This is a genomic window from Vibrio sp. CAU 1672 (assembly GCF_029223195.1).
GTDB lineage: Bacteria > Pseudomonadota > Gammaproteobacteria > Enterobacterales > Vibrionaceae > Vibrio.
Map to the genome: position 1 here is coordinate 22,029 of NZ_JARHUF010000016.1, position 17,730 is coordinate 39,758.

A 17,730-nucleotide genomic window follows, 5' to 3' on the forward strand; every position below is an offset into this window, starting at 1 on the left:
TGTTGAACTCAATCTCAACTTTCAGTCGATGCTATGGGTTAAGCAGTTTTAAGTCAATAGATATTTTTACGTCTAGACGTCTAAAATACAAAGCAATCGGAATTAGATAGTGTTGAACGCTATAAGGTGTGCAATAATCTGATTAAATATAGTTGATAGAGAAATAAATTTTGGCAAAACCCGCTGTTTTTATCGATCGTGATGGCGTGATCAACGTTGACCACGGTTATGTTCATGATGAGCATGATTTTGAATACATTGATGGTGTCTTTGAAGCAACTAAAGCATTAAAAGATAAAGGATATCTGTTAGTTTTGGTGACTAACCAGTCTGGTATTGCCCGAGGTAAATTCAGCGAAGACCGTTTTCTGTCACTGACTCAGTGGATGGACTGGAATTTTGTCGATAACGGCGTCGAGTTCGACGGTTTTTATTACTGCCCGCATCACCCGGAACATGGTATTGGTGAGTACAAGCAGGATTGTGAATGCCGTAAACCCAAACCAGGTATGTTCATCTCTGCGCGTGATTACCTCAAGATTGATATGGCGAACTCGGTGATGATCGGCGACAAAGCGGAAGACATGATGGCCGCAGCGGCGGCAGGGGTGGGCACCAAGATTTTAGTTCGCAGCGGTAAACCGGTTACGCCACAGGGCGAAGCACTGGCTGATGCAGTGTTAGACAGCATCGCGGATGTGCCGGCTTACCTTCAGCTATCTTAAGTATGCTGGTGAGGCTGAACTGGGAAGCGGGCGCTTCCCTTTTTGTTTGATCCTCCATTCTGTTTAGTGTGCCTGAGTATTCAATGATTTCATCACTTGTATTAACCACCTATTTGATTCACCTATGAGCAAGAAACTTACTATTCTGGATATCGCCAAATTAGCCGGTGTCGGCAAGTCAACGGTGTCGCGCGTATTAACCAATGATCCGAAAGTGAAACCGGCAACCCGTGAGAAGGTTGAACGGATCATTCAGGATTCCGGTTATGTGCCATCGAAGTCGGCTCAGTCGATGCGGGGCGGTAGTCAGAAGGTGGTTGGAGTGATCATTTCTCGTCTTGATTCACCGTCGGAAAACCGCGCGGTCGGCACCATGCTCAGCGCGTTGTATCAGGCGGGCTATGATGTGGTGATCATGGAGAGCCAGTTTGATCGCGAAAAAACCAATGAACATCTGCAAGTGTTAAAGAAACGCAATGTTGACGGTGTGATTGTGTTTGGTTTTACCGGCTGTGATGAAACAGCACTTGCAGAGTGGCAGCATCGTGCGGTGGTGATCGCCATGGATACGGAACATGTCTCTTCGATCAATTATGATAATCAAGGGGTGATCGAGCTGGCGCTGGCCCATTTGGAGCAACACGCCACGCGCCGTATTGCTTATATTGGGGTGAACCCTGAAGATAAGACCACCGGGTTAGCCCGCCTCAATGCTTACCAGAATTGGTGTCAGCAGCAGCAGATCACGCCGGTGTATCAGACCGGACAACTCAGCCATGAAAGTGCCTATCAACTGGTCGATGCCGTGCTCGACGCGCAAACTCAGGCCATCGTCTGTGCCAGTGATACCCTGGCGCTGGGGGTGATCAAACGCCTGCAAGAGCTGGGACGTGAAGATGTTGTGGTGACCGGGGTCGGTGGTAGTGAATTACTGGCGTTTCTGTTTCCTAAAGTGTTCAGTGTCGATCCCGGCTATGCCCATGCGGGGGAAAAAGCCGCTAATATGTTGATAAATCAATTAAATGGTAACGCTTCTGTTACCCACTTTACTCAAAAACCCATCGCTTAAGCAGGACCTGCTCTAAAATTATACTGTGATCTCTTTCAATTAATGGGACTGTTCCCATTTTATTTTTCGGTCACCGGTGGCACTATTTTAATTATTGAGTGGGAATGTTCCCATTTGAGCAATGAATATTACAATGAATGTATCCAATACAGGGTGGACAAAGTTATGAGTAAGATTGCGCGTCAAGACGTTCAGCGTCTGATTGAGCTGGTCGGGGGGCCGGACAATATCGCCAGTGTAAGCCACTGCCTGACTCGCTTGCGTTTTGTGTTGAACGACACCGAAAAAGCGGACAGTAAACAGTTGGAAGGTCTGGCGATGGTCAAAGGCTGCTTTACCAATGCCGGTCAGTTCCAGGTGGTGATCGGCACGGAAGTGGATTCGGTGTACAAAGTGTTAATTGAGCTGACCGGGAAATCGGAAGCATCCAAAGACGAGGCGAAGAATGCGGCTCGTCAGAACATGAATATTCTCGAGCGCGGCATTTCACACCTTGCAGAAATCTTTGTTCCTTTGCTGCCTGCGATTATTACCGGTGGTTTGATCCTCGGTTTCCGTAACGTGATTGGCGACATCAGGATGTTTGACGGCCAGTCGCTGACGCAGATCAGTCAGTTCTGGGCCACGGTACACTCGTTCTTATGGCTGATTGGTGAGGCGATCTTCTTCTTCCTCCCGGTTGGTGTGTGCTGGTCCACGGTGAGAAAACTCGGTGGTACGCCAATTCTGGGCATCACCTTGGGGGTGACGCTGGTCTCTCCGCAGCTGATGAATGCCTACTTAATTGGTAAGCAGGCACCGGAAGTGTGGGATTTTGGCCTGTTTGTGATTGAAAAAGTTGGTTATCAGGCACAGGTTATCCCGGCGATGCTGGCCGGTGTGGCCCTGGCGTTTATTGAAACCCACCTGAAGCGTATTGTGCCTTCTTACCTCTATCTGGTGGTGGTGCCGTTTGTGTCGATCATTGTCTCTGTGATGCTGGCGCACTCAATCATCGGACCGTTTGGACGCATGCTGGGTGATGGTGTGGCGTTCGCGGCGAAGGCGGCCATGACCGGCGACTTTGCGATGATCGGCTCGACAATTTTTGGTTTCCTTTACGCACCATTGGTGATCACCGGTATTCACCACACCACCAACGCGGTGGATCTGCAGCTGATGCAGGAGCTGGGTGGTACGCCTATCTGGCCGTTAATCGCCCTGTCTAATATTGCTCAGGCTTCAGCGGTAGTCGGTATCATCATCATCAGTAAGAAGCATGGTGAACGTGATATCTCTGTACCGGCGGCGATTTCTGCTTACCTGGGGGTAACGGAACCGGCGATGTACGGTATCAACCTGAAGTACAAATTCCCAATGCTAAGCGCGATGATCGGCAGTGCGATTGCCGCTGCTATCTGTGGCAGTGCAGGTGTGATGGCGAACGGTATCGGTGTGGGTGGCCTGCCGGGGATCTTATCTATCCAGCCACAGTTCTGGGGTATCTTTGCCCTGGCGATGTTGGTGGCCATCGTTGTGCCTGTGACCCTGACTTTGCTGCTCTACAAACGAGCACAGGCTAAAGGTGAACTGGAACCTGCCAGCGCGTAATACAACTCGAGGCAGCCCCGTTGCTGCCTCACTTTTCAACCCGGTCACTGTCGTTACCTCTGCGGCGTGACGTGGTGAGTTAACTTCACATTTTTTTTTCAAACTTTTTATTTTTAAACCGTTTATTTTTTCAATACTGGTAAGTGAGTGTTAGAAATGGCAATGACCAAGCATGATGAGAGCTGGTGGAAAACCGCAACCATCTATCAAATTTACCCCAAAAGCTTTTGTGACAGTGGCAGTCAAGGCACGGGCGATATCAAAGGGATCATTTCTAAACTGGATTATCTTAAGCGCCTGGGAGTGGATGCAATCTGGCTGACGCCGGTGTATCAGTCGCCGATGATCGATAACGGTTATGACATCTCGGATTATTACGCGATTAACCCGGATTTCGGTACCATGGAAGATTTTGATACTTTACTGGCTGAGGCTCACCAGCTAGGTATCCGCATCATTATGGACATTGTGGTCAACCACACGTCGACAGAGCATAAGTGGTTCCAGTCGGCCTTAGGTGACAAGAACAGCCCATACCGTGATTACTATATCTGGAAAGATCCGGTCGATGGTGCTGAACCAAACAACTGGCATTCCAAATTCGGTGGTAACGCCTGGGAACTCGATGAGGCGACCGGTCAATATTACCTGCATCTGTTTGCGAAAGAGCAAGCGGATTTAAACTGGGAAAACCCGGTTGTGCGTGAAGAAGTCAAAGAAGTCATCAGCTTTTGGGCAGAGAAGGGGGTCGACGGTTTCCGCTTAGACGTGATCAACCTGATTTCTAAACAGCAAGATTTCCCAAGGGATGATATGGGTGACGGGCGTCGTTTCTACACCGATGGCCCGCGTGTCCACGAATATCTGCAAGAAATCAGTCAAGCGGTATTCCAAAAATACGGCAGTGTGACCGTGGGTGAGATGTCCTCGACCACATTAGAGCACTGTCAGCAGTATTCATCGCAAGATGGTAAAGAGCTGTCGATGGTGTTCAACTTTCATCACCTGAAAGTGGACTATCCGAATGGTGAGAAGTGGACCAAAGCGCCGTTTGACTTCATCCAGCTAAAGCAAATTTTTAACCATTGGCAAACGGGTCTGAACGGCAAAGGATGGGGGGCACTGTTCTGGTGTAACCACGACCAACCCCGCGTGGTGAGCCGTTTGGGTGATGACAAGCAATACCGGGTTGAATCAGCGAAGATGCTCGCGGCATCGGTGCACATGATGCAAGGTACACCGTATATTTATCAGGGTGAAGAGATCGGTATGACCAACCCTGGTTACACTGAAATCAGCCAGTATCGTGATGTAGAAAGCACCAACATGTACGACATCATGGTGAATCGCGATGGTGTGGCGCATGATGACATGATGGCGATCCTGGCGCAGAAATCCCGGGATAATTCACGCACGCCAATGCAGTGGAATAATCAAGCGCATGCTGGCTTTACCCAAGGTACACCATGGCTTCAGGTGGCGGAGAACTATCCTGAGGTGAATGCTGAGGCAGCGGTCGCGGATTTGAATTCGGTGTTCTATTTCTACAAGCGTTTGACCGAACTGCGTAAACAGGTGCCGGTGATCACGCACGGCCGTTACGAAGATCTCCTGCCTGAGCACCAACAGATTTTTGCTTATGCGCGCCAGGGAGAGGGACAGACCTTATTGTGTATCAATAACTATTATGCACAAGAAGCGGCTTGTGTGCTGCCAGCGCGTTTTGCAATGCATCAGGCCAAACTGCTGTTGTCTAACTACCCGAACTCAGCCAGTACGGTCGCATTGGAGCATCAGGTATTGCGCCCATACGAGACACGTATTCTGCTGCTCGAAGATTAATTTCAGTTATTGTTATCCCCTAAGGACTTCGGTCCTGACCAAAAGGCTTTGGCGTTGCCCCCAAAGCCTTTTTTATCTCCGGCGTTTACTGGCCGTAAGAGACGGTATAGCGGTGTGGCTTATGGTTCATCGCCAGGACCATATTTAAGGCAAATGCCCCCAAAACAGACAGGGCAATAACCCAGGGCGAGACGAAGAAGAAAGAAGCGAACAGAATGCACGCATCGATGGTCATCTGGCTTTTGCCGACCGAGATGCCGAACCTATCCTGGATGAACAGGCACAATACGTTAAACCCACCTAAGCTGGAGCGGTGGCGGAACAGGATCAGCATTCCTAACCCCATCAGCACCCCCCCGGCGACAGCGCAATAGATGTCGTTGACCGATTCTAGTGAGATAAACAAGTAGAGGTGATCAGCAAAAACGGACACTAAAGCCCCGGAAATAGCACTGTTGATCGCGAAACGGCGGCCAAAGCGTTGCCAGGCAAGAACATAGAACGGGCAGTTGGTCAAAAAGTACAGCACACCAAAGCTAAAAGGTGTAAATTGACTGATTAACAATGCCAAGCCAGTCGTGCCTCCGGTGAGCAGCTGAGCCGATTGGAGAAAGAAAACCCCTTGAGCAACCAAAAAGGTGCCGGTGAGGATGGCTATCCAGTCTTCTTTTAGTGTATGTTTTTCCATCAATTTTCAGTCTTGAGCGAGAATCAGGCCATGCATAGTAGTAAAAAGATGATCTTTTCGGTAGCTAGAGGGTAAAATTTGCGGTAAACCTATGTAATTGTCGTTTTACAGGGTGTAAAGCGAAAAATTGACACCTTGGTCTGGCCGCCTCACTGAGGGGCGATCCACTAGCAATAATCAAGAGTGTCATCATGAAAAAACTGCAAGAGAAAAATTAAAAATTTCTCTTTATGACCCAGATCAAATTATGTAAAATGCGCGCCATTAGGGTGACGAAAACGTTTGCGTTTGGGTCATTAGTCGGTTTTTTTGCAACTTTCAGTACTAATCTGAGTCAGGAGATACAGATGCTTAAGCGTGATATGAACATCGCAGATTACGATGCGGAACTGTTCGCAGCTATCCAGGAAGAGACACTTCGCCAGGAAGAACACATTGAACTTATTGCTTCAGAAAACTACACCAGCCCACGGGTGATGGAAGCGCAAGGTTCTCAGCTAACGAACAAATACGCTGAAGGCTACCCAGGCAAGCGTTACTACGGTGGTTGTGAGTACGTGGATAAAGCTGAGGCACTGGCTATCGACCGTGCATGCAAACTGTTCGAATGTGAGTACGCAAACGTACAGCCTCACTCAGGTTCTCAGGCAAACAGTGCAGTATACATGGCTTTGCTTAAGCCGGGCGATACAGTTCTGGGTATGAGCCTGGCGCACGGTGGTCACCTGACGCACGGTTCTCCGGTTAACTTCTCTGGTAAGCACTACAACGTTATTCCTTACGGTATCGATGAAGCCGGGCAAATTAACTACGAAGAGATGGAAGCTCTGGCCCTTGAGCACAAGCCTAAGATGATCATCGGTGGTTTCTCTGCCTACTCACAAATCGTTGACTGGAAACGCATGCGTGAGATCGCAGATAAAGTGGATGCTTACCTGTTTGTCGATATGGCACACGTAGCTGGTTTGATTGCTGCGGGTGTTTACCCAACGCCACTGCCACACGCGCACGTTGTCACCACCACTACTCACAAAACGCTGGCCGGTCCTCGTGGCGGTCTGATCCTGTCGAACGCCGGCGAAGAAATGTACAAAAAACTCAACTCTGCAGTGTTCCCTGGTGGCCAGGGTGGCCCTCTGATGCATGTTATTGCTGGTAAAGCGGTGGCGTTCAAAGAAGCGATGGAGCCTGAGTTTAAAGAGTACCAGCAACGCGTAGTGCAGAATGCCAAAGCGATGGTGGGTCAGTTCCAGGAGCGCGGTTACAAGATCGTATCTAACGGTACCGAGAACCACCTGTTCCTGGTTGACCTGATCGACAAGGACATCACCGGTAAAGATGCCGACGCTGCACTGGGCGCGGCCAACATCACCGTGAACAAGAACTCAGTACCAAACGATCCACGCAGCCCGTTTGTAACCTCTGGTATCCGTGTCGGTACCCCTGCCATCACTCGCCGTGGCTTTACTGAAGAAGACGCGAAAGAGCTGGCAAACTGGATGTGTGATGTGCTGGATAACATCGGTAACCAGGAAGTGATCGAAGCGACTAAGCAGAAAGTGCTGGCTATCTGTAAGCGTCTGCCGGTTTACGCATAACTGTTTTTGTAAACGTTAGCTTCATAGACTGAGCCGATTTCGGTGTCGAACATACTTATTTGCTGGCGCAAACGGCGTGTGTTCTTCTAGAGTTCGACTCATCTATTGCGAAAATGCATTGAATTTTAAAGGTCCTCAATTGAGGGCCTTTTTGTTTGTCTGGTGTTTGGTATTCTTGTTGTTGGCTTGGTCATCTTCTAAAGCCAAGAATGACGGTCTGTCAATCATAGGAGCGTTTTTCAGGCACAAAAAAAGGTTGGCCAGCGCCAACCTTTTCAATCAATAAACAAGCGAGTGGTTATTTCACTTCAATACCTTGTGCCTGCATATCGGCGTGGTAAGAAGAACGTACGAACGGGCCACAGGCAGCATGGGTGAAACCCAGCTCCAGGGCGATCTCTTTCAGTTCATCAAACTCGGCGGGTGGCACGTAACGCTCTACCGGAAGATGGTGGCGGCTGGGTGCCAGGTACTGACCCAGGGTCAACATGGTGACCCCATGAGCTCGCAGGTCTTTAAGCACTTCGATGATCTCTTCTTTGGTTTCACCCAGGCCCATCATCAAGCCAGATTTAGTTGGTACATCCGGATGCTGCTCTTTGAATTTCTTCAATAGCTGCAGTGACCACTTGTAGTTGGCTCCCGGGCGCGCTTTACGGTACAGGCGTGGTGCAGTCTCCAGATTATGGTTAAATACATCCGGCGGGTTGTCTTTCAGCACTTCCAGTGCGACGTCCATACGGCCCCGGAAGTCAGGAACGAGAGTTTCGATCTTGATGTTAGGGTTTAATTCACGGATTTCACGGTTACAGTCGGCGAAGTGCTGGGCACCGCCATCACGCAGGTCATCCCGGTCTACCGAGGTGATCACCACATACTTGAGCTGCATGTCGGCGATGGTTTTCGCCAGCTTCTTCGGCTCTTCTGCCTCGGGAGGTAATGGGCGGCCATGAGCAACGTCACAGAAAGGGCAGCGCCGGGTGCATATCGCCCCGAGGATCATAAAGGTCGCGGTGCCATGGTTAAAACACTCGGCCAGGTTAGGGCACGAGGCTTCTTCACATACTGAGTGAAGTTTGTTTTTACGCATTGCGGACTTGATGTCCTGAATTCGCTGGCTGTCGGCTGGTAGCTTGATTCTCATCCAATCAGGCTTACGCAGCACTTCTTTCTGCTCTTCGGGCATGTTCTTAACGGGAATCAATGCCATTTTGTCGGCGTCACGATACTTAACGCCCTTTTCCATCTGGATTGGTTTGCTCATGCGATCTTACCTTGAGAAGGTGCTTCAGTGCTGAATTCTACTTGCTCGTAATCGAGTATAGTAATGAGTTCTTGGAGTAATTGTTGTTCTACGGTTTCTATCTGGCCCGGGCCACCCAGCTGGCTGACCTGAACCATTTCCATTCCCTGGTATCCACACGGATTAATACGTTGGAAAGGCGACAAATCCATATTCACGTTGAGCGCTAAACCATGGAATGAACAGCCTTTACGAATACGTAACCCGAGTGAACAAATTTTTTTGCCGTCCACATACACACCGGGTGCATCAGGGCGGGCGGCCGCTGGGATATTGTACGCCTTTAGTGTATTGATCACGAGGTTCTCAATGTGGGTAACGAGATCTCGCACGCCGAGTTTTTTGCGGCGCAAATTGATCAGGAAGTAGACCACCAGTTGGCCCGGGCCGTGGTAGGTGACCTGGCCACCACGATCGCTTTGTATCACAGGAATATCACCAGTATTGAGCAGGTGCTCGGCTTTGCCTGCCTGGCCCTGGGTGAAGACCGGGTTGTGCTCCACCAGCCAGACCTCATCAGGCGTTGTTTCGCTGCGCTGATCGGTAAACTCATGCATGGCCTTCCAGACAGGCTCGTAATCTTGGCGTCCAAGTCGTTTTACAACCAGTTGGTCTGGCATGGGAATTCCTGTGAGTAATAAATAAAGTATTTGGATTATAAACTGGATGAACCTTCGGCTCTATAGAAAAGTAACAGTTTTTTAACCGGGATCTCGGAGGTGCTTAACTATCTTTTTGATATATAAAAAGAAAGCAGCTTGCGCTGCTTTCAAAAAAATTTTATTTAATCAAATTTTTATAGAACCATTCGTACAATATCGATGTTACCCAGTTCTTTGTACAGGGTTTCGACCTGTTCAATTGACGTGGCGGTAATATTGATCGACACCGAATGGTAGTTGCCTTTCGCGCTTGGTTTCACTTTCGGGCTGTAGTCACCAGGAGCATGGCGCTGAATGACTTCAAGAACAAGTTCAGGAAGTTCAGGCTTAGCATGACCCATCACCTTGTAAGTAAACGAACAAGGGAACTCAAGCAGGTCTTTAAGTTTGGCATCAGAGTTGATGGTTAGCATATCGGTAACTCCGGTTGATATTCGATAACGGTGCAAAATAGTACAGGCTATTGAGGGGGAACTCAAGAATAACCAAGCCGCCAGAAAGGCGGCTTGGGTGTCACTAAGGACGGACTGGTAGCCGGGATATTAGAAGAAACTCTTAATCAACAGAACGATATAGTCCCACAAGCGGCTGAATAAGCTGCCTTCATCAACGGTTTCCAGTGCCATTAACGGGTATTCAGCGATATCTTCACCTTCGATTTGGTAGTACAGCTTACCTACCACATCACCTTGTTTGATCGGGGCTTGCAGCTCTTTTTCCAGGACGAAGCTGGCGGTCAGGTTTTTCGCCTGGCCGCGCGGCAGGGTCACATAGGTGTCTTGATCCAGGCCCAGGGCAACGGTGTCTTTGCTACCCATCCAGATTTTTTCTTCGACGAAAGTTTCACCGGCTTTATGCGGGGCTACCGTTTCGAAAAAGCGGAAACCATAACTCAGCAGCTTCTTGCTTTCTGATTTGCGCGCGTTGGCATCTTTGGTCCCCATGACTACCGCAACCAGGCGCATTTTACCTTCAGTAGCCGAGCTGACCAGGCTGTAGCCGGCGTTGCTGGTGTGGCCGGTTTTAATCCCATCGACATTCATGCTTTTATCCCAAAGCAGGCCGTTACGGTTGTATTGGGTGATGCCGTTGTAGGTGAACTTCTTCTCAGCGTAAATGCGGTACTCATCCGGTACGTCACGGATCAGCGCTTTACCGAGCAGGGCCATGTCATATGGTGTGGAGTACAGGTCGGGATTATCCAGTCCATGTACGTTGGCAAAGTGGGTGTCGTTCATGCCCAGCGAGTTTGCCCACGCGTTCATCAGATCAACAAACGCATCTTCCGAACCGGCAATGTGCTCAGCCATCGCAACACAGGCGTCGTTACCCGACTGAATGATGATCCCGCGGTTAAGCTCTTTCACTTTTACCGTGGTGCCAACTTCAATAAACATTTTTGACGAGTCTGGGAAGTTCTTCGCCCAGGCGTTTTTGCTGATGGTAACATCATCATTTTCGGAGATATTACCACGTACCAGTTCCTGACCGATGACGTAGCTGGTCATCATTTTGGTAAGGCTAGCTGGTGACAGCTTTTCGTTCATCTCTTTCTCTGCCAGTACCTTACCCGAATGGTAATCCATCAGTACGTAGCCTTTCGCTGCGATTTGCGGTGCATCTGGCGTCACAATCGGGGACGCTAACGCAGGCTGAGTAAGGGTGGCGGACAGGGCAACCGAAGCGGCGAGAATCGAGTTCACAAAGTTCTTTTTATTCATGGTAATTCAAATTTTTTGGTTAACTGCTGGTATCTTAACAGAATCCCTAGCGTGATAAGAAGGGCTCTGCCCAGAAATACATGAGCCAGGTTTACTTGGCCGTTTTGTGCTTTTTAATAAATGCAGAAGCATAGCCGAGTAATTTCACTTGTTCTAATGTAGCTTGGGTACTGGCGTAATCGTTAAACGGGCCCAATAACAAGCGGTGTGATGCCTGGGTGCTTTCTAAAAATGCCTCGGCATCTAACTTTTGACCAAGTTCAACACCTAAAGTTCGCGCCCGGTCGGCATGTTTTGACGATGCGACCTGGATGACATACTTCGGGTGGTCGGCGAGCGATTTTTCATCGGTCGGTTTGTCGACAGTGATGACCTCAATCTCAACGCTGGCGGTGCCGGTTTTGATCACATCCAGTTTATACGCGGCGGCATAGCTCAGGTCAATAATACGCCCTTCATGAAACGGACCGCGATCATTGACCCGTACGATGGTGCTTTTGCCATTGTCAGTATTGGTCACCTTAACATAACTCGGCAGCGGCAAGGTCTTGTGCGCCGCCGTCATCGAGTACATATCGTAGATTTCGCCGTTTGAGGTTAAGTGGCCCTGAAACTTCTCTCCGTACCACGAGGCACGCCCTTGTTGTTTAAAGCCCTTCGCCTGGCGAATAATCTGGTAGTCTTTGCCACGTAACGTGTAATCGCTGTTGCCGCCTAAACTGTATGGTTCATATTTAGGGTGGGCGTCCTCAATGTGTTCTACCGAAAGCGGCTGATCAGGGGCGATGTCAGACTCAAGTGCGTAACGGCCTTCTTGGGTTTTCTGGCTGGAGCAGCCGGCTAATACTAACGTGGCTGAAGCGAAAAAGAGGATAGAACGATTGCGCATGTCTAGGTTGCCTTGGAAAATGCTTTTCGGTGCGTATGGATTGACATCAGGATCCCGAAGCCGGCCATCAGGGTTACCATAGAGGTGCCGCCGTAACTGATCAAGGGTAACGGAACGCCCACCACAGGCAGGATGCCACTTACCATGCCGATGTTAACAAAGATATACACGAAAAAGCTGAGTACGATACTGCCTGCCATCATCCGGCCAAATGCGGTTTGGGCCTGGCTGGCCAGATAAAGGCCACGACCGATGATGAACAGGTAAATGGCCAACAGGCTTAAAAAACCAATCATACCCCATTCTTCAGCGATGACTGCAAAGATAAAGTCAGTATGGCGTTCAGGAAGAAATTCAAGTTGCGACTGCGTACCCTGTAACCAGCCTTTACCGGAAATGCCACCGGAGCCAATGGCGATTTTGCTTTGGATAATATGGTACCCGGCGCCTAACGGGTCAGATTCCGGGTTAAACAGCGTGCGAACGCGGACTTTCTGGTATTCACGCATCAGAAAGAACCACAGTATCGGAATGAACGCTCCTAAGGCGACAGCGGCGCTAAAAATAATTCGCCAGCTGATCCCGGCCAGAAAAATTACGAAGATCCCGGAGGCGGCGATCAGGATTGAAGTACCTAGATCAGGCTGTTTGGCGATTAAGATGGTGGGGATGAACACCATCACCAGAGCAACAGTCAGGGTTTTAAAGGTTGGGGGCAGTGGCTGGTTACCAATATAGCGTGCCACCATTAGCGGTACCGCCAGTTTGAGCAGTTCGGAAGGCTGAAACCGGACAAACCCCAGGTTTAACCAGCGCTGGGCTCCTTTTGATGCCTCGCCAAAAAACAACACTCCCAGCAAAAGTACCACGCCAGCAATAAACATTGCCGGAGCCAGACTCTCGTAAGTGCGTGGGGACAGTTGTGCCAGTACGATCATCACCACCAGTGATAACACCATACGCATTGCCTGACGATCCATCATCGCCAGGTTTTGACCGCTGGCACTGTACATGACCACTAAACCGAAGGCCATTAGCACTAAGATGCCCAGTAACATCGGCAGATCTAGATGGATACGCTCAAATAAAGCGCGGTTCTTTCCGGTTGCAGGATTCATTTTCATCAGTGTGCTGCCTTAGGGTTAGCCGTTGTGCTGTTGTTATCCCTTGCCTCTGCTGGAGTGCCCAGTATGGTACGATCAAATATTTTACGCACTACAGGAGCGCCGTTACTCGAGCCGCCCCCTGCGTTCTCTAATACGATAGTGACGACAACTTTCGGATCATCAAAGGGGGCAAAGCCGGTAAATAACGCGTGGTCGCGCAGGTGTTCGGCAACTTCATCGGCGTCATACTCTTCGTCTTCGGCGAGACTGTATACTTGAGCGGTACCGGACTTACCGGCGGTTTGATATTTCATGTTATTGAACGAGCGGCGGGCGGTGCCTTTTTTGCCATGGTTGACCCGGCGCATGCCTTCTTTCGCCAGCTGCCAGTATTTGTCCGGTACGTTTTGTATTGGCGGATAGGTCACGTACTCTGCGGTTTGCTGCTTATTAAAATCGCCGCCATTATCGATGGTGGCTTTGAGCAGGTGAGGCGCGGCAACCGACCCCTGGTTAACCAGTACTGAGGTGGCTTTGGCAATTTGCATTGGTGTCGCGGTCCAGTAGCCCTGGCCAATACCAACCGGGATGGTGTCGCCTTTGTACCATGGGGTTTTATGTCGGGCCATTTTCCAGTCACGGGTCGGCATATTGGCTTTACTTTCTTCAAAAATATCAATGCCGGTATAGTCACCAAAACCAAACATCATCATCCAGTGGGAAATCCGGTCAATACCCATGTCGTAAGCAATTTGGTAATAGAAGGTGTCGACTGATTCTTCAATCGATTTGACGATATCAACCTTGCCATGCCCCCAGCGCCGCCAGTCACGGAAAGGCCGGGTATCAGAGTTGGGGATACGCCAGTAACCGGGATCGTTGCGAACTGTCGTCGGGGTAACCACGCCTTCCTGCAGTGCTGAAACCGCCATAAACGGTTTGATGGTCGATGCTGGCGGATAAATACCCAGGGTAGTCCGGTTGACCAGCGGGCGGTTTTTGTCATTCAGCAGGCTGCGGTACGCTTTTCCTGAAATGCCATGAACAAAGGCGTTCGGATCGTAACTTGGGCTGGAGACCATCGCCAGAACCCCGCTATCTTTGGGATCCAGCACTACCGCGCTGCCACGTCGGCCGTCGAGCAACTGGTGGACATACAATTGCAAGTTGATGTCCAGGTTGAGAACAATATCTTTCCCGGGGGTTGGAGGAACGTATTTCAGGGTGCGGATAACCCGGCCGCGGCTGTTGACTTCGACTTCTTGATAACCTGCAGTGCCGTGCAGCAGATCTTCGTAATATTTTTCGATCCCCAGTTTACCGATATCTCGTGTGGCCTGGTAATTGGCATCTTTTTCTTCACGGATCAAACGCTGCATATCGCGGTCATTGATGCGCGATACATAGCCAATTACGTGAGTCAGTACTTCAGAATACGGGTAATAACGTTTCAGAGTTGCGCTGATTTCAACCCCGGGGAAGCGGTACTGATTGACTGAAAAGATCGCAACTTGCTTTTCGTCCAGTTGGGTCATCAAAGGGACTGACTTAAAGCGTCGGGTGCGCTTACGCTCTCGATGGAAACGTTCGATTTGTTCAGGAGTGATCTCGAGAATAGTCTGCAGTTTAGCAATCGTGCTGTCGATGTCTTTGATTTTTTCCGGGGTTAACTCCAGGTTGAACACCGGGCGGTTTTCCGCCAGCAGGACACCATTGCGATCATAGATAAGCCCACGGTTAGGCGCAATCGGAACGATTTTGATCCGGTTGTCATTTGAGCGGGTTTGATAATCTTTGAACTGGTTGACCTGAATATTGTACATATTGGCAACCAGTAGCCCGAGCAGCGCCACAATGCCGATGAAGGCAACAATCGCGCGGTTGGCAAACAAGCGCGCTTCAGCTTGATAATCTCGGATTTGACTACGGCGTTTACGAATCATGAACGCTTATCTCTGGGTTCAAACAACAATTACTCGCGATGGTACGGATGGTTAGCGGTAATGCTCCAAGCTCGGTACAAGCTTTCCGCCATGACAATCCGTACCAACGGGTGGGGCAGGGTCAGGGCAGACAGCGACCAGCTTTGGTCCGCCGCTGCTTTACACGCCGGGGCCAGGCCTTCCGGTCCGCCGATCAGAATGGAGACATCCCGGCCGTCGAGTTTCCAAGCTTCCAGTTGCTGAGCCAACTGGGGAGTGTCCCATTTTTTGCCCGGGATATCTAAAGTGACAATCCGGTTTCCTTTTGGTACTGCAGCCAACATGGCTTCGCCTTCTTTTTGCAGAATGCGTGTGATGTCGGCGTTCTTACCCCGTTTACCCGCAGGGATTTCAACCAGCTCAAGCGGCATATCATGCGGGAAACGGCGACGGTATTCCTGAAAACCTTCTTCGACCCATTTTGGCATTTTAGTGCCAACGGCAATTAGTTGAATTTTCAAACGATTAACCCCAGAGCTTTTCTAGTTGGTACAGAGAGCGTTGCTCTTCTTGCATCACGTGTAGCATCGCGTCGCCCATGTCCAGGACAACCCATTCGCCTTCGTTTTCGCCTTCCATACCTAATGGTTCTAAACCGGCTTGTTTGGCTTGATTGGCAACATGGTCAGCAATTGACGATACGTGGCGTTTGGAGTTGCCGGTACAGATGATCATGTAATCGGTGACACTTGATTTGTCTTCCACATTTAAAATTACGATGTCTTCCGCTTTCATATCGTCGGCTTTATCGGCCAAAAAGTCTTTCAGTTCTTCACGAAGCACTCGGTTTTCCTCGGTTTCTTGCTGTATCTTTATCATCCCTGTCAGGCAATGGATGCGGGGATGGGGGCGCACTATAGCATGCTTTCCGTTTTAAATTGCCAGAGTAATATCAGCAGAGCAGGTTTCTAAGCTCAACTGATGAATCGTTGGCCAAACGGGATCTTGATATTGGGTTTTGGCTTTGATCTCGGCCTGTGCAAGCAGGGATAACAAGCGGCAAATCCGGGCTGGAGTTAACCGCGCCAAAGCGGCGCTGTAAAATGGCCGCTTGTTCTGCCAGATGCGGTGTTTCTCAAATACCTGACCAATACCCAAATGAGCCAGTTCTTGATGCATGCTGAGTAACAGACTGAACTCTTTTTGCACGCTGCGGATCAAGATCACCACTTCCACCCCCTCAGCTTCCAGTTGACGCAGGATGCGCTGGGCACGGTTGGCTTTACCGGCCAACAGGGCGTCGATCCAATGAAAGGTGGTGAAATGATTGTGGCGGCTGAGCGCGGTTTCCAGGCGCACGATTGTAAGCTCACCGTCAGGGTAAAGCAGGGCGAGCTTTTCCAGACTCTGGGTCAAGGCAAATAAGTTGCCTTCATGCCATTGAGCCAGCATTGCCAGGGATGGTTGATCCGGTTTCAGGCCTAATGTCCGGCAGCGTGACTGGACAAACACCGGCAGACGCTGCAAATCAGGTGTGATGCAGCTTACCCAGTCGCCTTTGGCGCTGAGCGCTTTAAACCACTTGCTGTTTTCCTGCGCTTTGGTCAGTTTGCTGCCCAGTAAAACCAGCGCAACATCATCGTGCAGTATTTCGCACAGGGCTTGCAGTTCTTTGCTTACCGTTGCCGTTACCCCACTCTCAGGGAGCTCTAGTTCGATAAGCTGGCGATTGGAGAATAGGCTGAGGGCCTGAAAGCAGTCATAAACCTGATTCCAGTCTAGGTTGCTATCAATGCTAAAACGATGTCTCTCTTCAAAGCCATGTTGACGCGCGGCTTGTTGGATCGCCTGGCGGCTCTCTTGAACAAGCAAAGGCTCATTGCCAAAAATCAAGTATACCGGTTTAAAGTGCCTGGTCAGTTGGTCTTTCAGCTTGTCGGCATAAATTCGCATAGTGATGGATTATGATTCGGAGTCGGCGGCTGGACGACGAGATTGCTCAACATCGTATGCAGTGCGAATCTGGCCAAGCTGACGCATCATTTGGTTGGCAGCCTGCTGACGCATTTCATCTTCAATAACATCGCGTTCCACCGATTTAGCCAGTGCAGTCAGTGGGTTATCCAGATAGTTGCGGTTTACGGTAGTGGTAAAGTCTCGTGCTCCGTACCCCGGGACCGTCACCCGGTATTTGACCATATAGGTCAGTTCTTTTTCTGCTGCCCGGCTGTTTTGGTAGAGTGACAAGGTGCGCTCTTCCAGCTTTTCTTCGATCAGGTTTATGTTTGGCACCGACGGTGAAGGCTGGGTCAGATTGACCTTGTTCATTGTCAGTTGAGAACGCACGTAGCGAGCCAATGGGCTGTATTCATCGTAACTGGTGAATGACAGGGTATGCAGCTCGGCTGGTACAGTGTATTCGCCTCGCAAATGGAAACCGCAAGCCGAAAGCAGCCCTGTGAGCATCAAAATCACGGGTAATTTCATCAAAGAGTACAAGCGCATTGATCGTATTCATCCTAATTTCAGGGGGATATTTACCTTAACTGACTCAAATCAACTTAAATCATCTAAGGTAAATAAACAGGGTGAAACACCCTGTTTATGATAACCAT

General features: G+C 49.8%; 17 protein-coding genes. 5 read left to right on the top strand and 12 right to left on the bottom strand.

Annotation, left to right across the window (positions count from 1 at the left end):
- Positions 1-170 precede the first annotated feature (170 nt).
- The 4 genes from gmhB to treC all read left to right on the top strand — a co-directional run bounded on the left by gmhB (position 171) and on the right by treC (position 5,226).
- Positions 171-725: a D-glycero-beta-D-manno-heptose 1,7-bisphosphate 7-phosphatase gene (gmhB, locus tag P2G85_RS14465; RefSeq protein ID WP_275864788.1), complete on the top strand. Its 555-nt coding sequence runs from the start codon at positions 171-173 to the stop codon at positions 723-725.
- Between the two features lie 124 nt (positions 726-849).
- Entirely contained in the window at positions 850-1,794 is a 945-nt protein-coding gene (gene treR / locus P2G85_RS14470; RefSeq protein WP_275864789.1) for a trehalose operon repressor TreR, read from the top strand.
- Between the two features lie 165 nt (positions 1,795-1,959).
- The gene (gene treB / locus P2G85_RS14475; RefSeq protein WP_275864790.1) at positions 1,960-3,384 is read left to right on the top strand and encodes a PTS trehalose transporter subunit IIBC; all 1,425 of its coding nucleotides are present in this window, start codon (positions 1,960-1,962) and stop codon (positions 3,382-3,384) included.
- 156 nt (positions 3,385-3,540) lie between these two features.
- Positions 3,541-5,226 carry an alpha,alpha-phosphotrehalase gene (treC, locus tag P2G85_RS14480; RefSeq protein WP_275864791.1) on the top strand — a complete coding sequence of 562 codons (1,686 nt, stop codon included), beginning with the start codon at positions 3,541-3,543 and terminating at the stop codon, positions 5,224-5,226.
- 85 nt (positions 5,227-5,311) lie between these two features.
- Here treC and P2G85_RS14485 read toward each other — a convergent pair whose 3' ends face one another.
- Positions 5,312-5,914, bottom strand: a complete 603-nt coding sequence (locus P2G85_RS14485) for a YitT family protein (protein ID WP_275864792.1) — start codon at positions 5,912-5,914, stop codon at positions 5,312-5,314.
- 347 nt (positions 5,915-6,261) lie between these two features.
- Here P2G85_RS14485 and glyA point away from each other — a divergent pair, with 347 nt between their 5' ends.
- Positions 6,262-7,512 (top strand): serine hydroxymethyltransferase, encoded by a 1,251-nt coding sequence (gene glyA / locus P2G85_RS14490; protein ID WP_275864793.1) that lies wholly within the window; start codon positions 6,262-6,264, stop codon positions 7,510-7,512.
- Between the two features lie 298 nt (positions 7,513-7,810).
- On the opposite strand, the gene lipA is transcribed toward glyA, so the two are convergent.
- The 11 genes from lipA to lptE form a co-directional block, all read right to left on the bottom strand.
- Positions 7,811-8,776 carry a lipoyl synthase gene (gene lipA / locus P2G85_RS14495; RefSeq protein WP_275864794.1) on the bottom strand — a complete coding sequence of 322 codons (966 nt, stop codon included), beginning with the start codon at positions 8,774-8,776 and terminating at the stop codon, positions 7,811-7,813.
- Complete coding sequence (lipB, locus tag P2G85_RS14500) at positions 8,773-9,435, bottom strand: lipoyl(octanoyl) transferase LipB (protein ID WP_275864795.1); 663 nt, start codon at positions 9,433-9,435, stop codon at positions 8,773-8,775. The genes lipA and lipB overlap by 4 nt, the downstream gene beginning before the upstream one ends.
- A 176-nt stretch (positions 9,436-9,611) precedes the next feature.
- Positions 9,612-9,890 carry a DUF493 family protein YbeD gene (gene ybeD / locus P2G85_RS14505; protein ID WP_275864796.1) on the bottom strand — a complete coding sequence of 93 codons (279 nt, stop codon included), beginning with the start codon at positions 9,888-9,890 and terminating at the stop codon, positions 9,612-9,614.
- Positions 9,891-10,019: 129 nt separating this feature from the next.
- On the bottom strand, positions 10,020-11,198 hold the full coding sequence (locus P2G85_RS14510; protein ID WP_275864797.1) for a serine hydrolase: 1,179 nt from the start codon (positions 11,196-11,198) through the stop codon (positions 10,020-10,022).
- Positions 11,199-11,289: 91 nt separating this feature from the next.
- Positions 11,290-12,087, bottom strand: a complete 798-nt coding sequence (locus tag P2G85_RS14515; protein ID WP_275864798.1) for a septal ring lytic transglycosylase RlpA family protein — start codon at positions 12,085-12,087, stop codon at positions 11,290-11,292.
- A 2-nt stretch (positions 12,088-12,089) separates the two neighbouring features.
- The gene (rodA, locus tag P2G85_RS14520) at positions 12,090-13,211 is read right to left on the bottom strand and encodes a rod shape-determining protein RodA (RefSeq protein WP_275864799.1); all 1,122 of its coding nucleotides are present in this window, start codon (positions 13,209-13,211) and stop codon (positions 12,090-12,092) included.
- Positions 13,211-15,136 carry a penicillin-binding protein 2 gene (mrdA, locus tag P2G85_RS14525; RefSeq protein ID WP_275864800.1) on the bottom strand — a complete coding sequence of 642 codons (1,926 nt, stop codon included), beginning with the start codon at positions 15,134-15,136 and terminating at the stop codon, positions 13,211-13,213. Before mrdA ends, rodA begins: the two co-directional genes overlap by 1 nt.
- A gap of 29 nt (positions 15,137-15,165) precedes the next feature.
- On the bottom strand, positions 15,166-15,636 hold the full coding sequence (rlmH, locus tag P2G85_RS14530) for a 23S rRNA (pseudouridine(1915)-N(3))-methyltransferase RlmH (RefSeq protein WP_275864801.1): 471 nt from the start codon (positions 15,634-15,636) through the stop codon (positions 15,166-15,168).
- Between the two features lie 4 nt (positions 15,637-15,640).
- Positions 15,641-15,958, bottom strand: coding sequence for a ribosome silencing factor (gene rsfS / locus P2G85_RS14535; RefSeq protein ID WP_275864802.1), 318 nt, complete (start codon positions 15,956-15,958; stop codon positions 15,641-15,643).
- Positions 15,959-16,048: 90 nt separating this feature from the next.
- Complete coding sequence (gene holA / locus P2G85_RS14540; RefSeq protein WP_275864803.1) at positions 16,049-17,068, bottom strand: DNA polymerase III subunit delta; 1,020 nt, start codon at positions 17,066-17,068, stop codon at positions 16,049-16,051.
- A 9-nt stretch (positions 17,069-17,077) separates the two neighbouring features.
- Entirely contained in the window at positions 17,078-17,620 is a 543-nt protein-coding gene (gene lptE / locus P2G85_RS14545) for an LPS assembly lipoprotein LptE (RefSeq protein WP_275864804.1), read from the bottom strand.
- Between the last annotated feature and the right edge of the window lie 110 nt (positions 17,621-17,730).

Excerpts from the sequence above, each read along its gene's own strand:
- treR (WP_275864789.1), top strand. The coding sequence starts at position 850 with ATGAGCAAGAAACTTACTATTCTGGATATCGCCAAATTAGCCGGTGTC.
- treB (WP_275864790.1), top strand. The coding sequence starts at position 1,960 with ATGAGTAAGATTGCGCGTCAAGACGTTCAGCGTCTGATTGAGCTGGTC.
- treC (WP_275864791.1), top strand. The coding sequence starts at position 3,541 with ATGGCAATGACCAAGCATGATGAGAGCTGGTGGAAAACCGCAACCATC.
- P2G85_RS14485 (WP_275864792.1), bottom strand. The coding sequence starts at position 5,914 with ATGGAAAAACATACACTAAAAGAAGACTGGATAGCCATCCTCACCGGC.
- glyA (WP_275864793.1), top strand. The coding sequence starts at position 6,262 with ATGCTTAAGCGTGATATGAACATCGCAGATTACGATGCGGAACTGTTC.
- lipA (WP_275864794.1), bottom strand. The coding sequence starts at position 8,776 with ATGAGCAAACCAATCCAGATGGAAAAGGGCGTTAAGTATCGTGACGCC.
- lipB (WP_275864795.1), bottom strand. The coding sequence starts at position 9,435 with ATGCCAGACCAACTGGTTGTAAAACGACTTGGACGCCAAGATTACGAG.
- ybeD (WP_275864796.1), bottom strand. The coding sequence starts at position 9,890 with ATGCTAACCATCAACTCTGATGCCAAACTTAAAGACCTGCTTGAGTTC.
- P2G85_RS14510 (WP_275864797.1), bottom strand. The coding sequence starts at position 11,198 with ATGAATAAAAAGAACTTTGTGAACTCGATTCTCGCCGCTTCGGTTGCC.
- P2G85_RS14515 (WP_275864798.1), bottom strand. The coding sequence starts at position 12,087 with ATGCGCAATCGTTCTATCCTCTTTTTCGCTTCAGCCACGTTAGTATTA.
- rodA (WP_275864799.1), bottom strand. The coding sequence starts at position 13,211 with ATGAAAATGAATCCTGCAACCGGAAAGAACCGCGCTTTATTTGAGCGT.
- mrdA (WP_275864800.1), bottom strand. The coding sequence starts at position 15,136 with ATGATTCGTAAACGCCGTAGTCAAATCCGAGATTATCAAGCTGAAGCG.
- holA (WP_275864803.1), bottom strand. The coding sequence starts at position 17,068 with ATGCGAATTTATGCCGACAAGCTGAAAGACCAACTGACCAGGCACTTT.
- lptE (WP_275864804.1), bottom strand. The coding sequence starts at position 17,620 with ATGCGCTTGTACTCTTTGATGAAATTACCCGTGATTTTGATGCTCACA.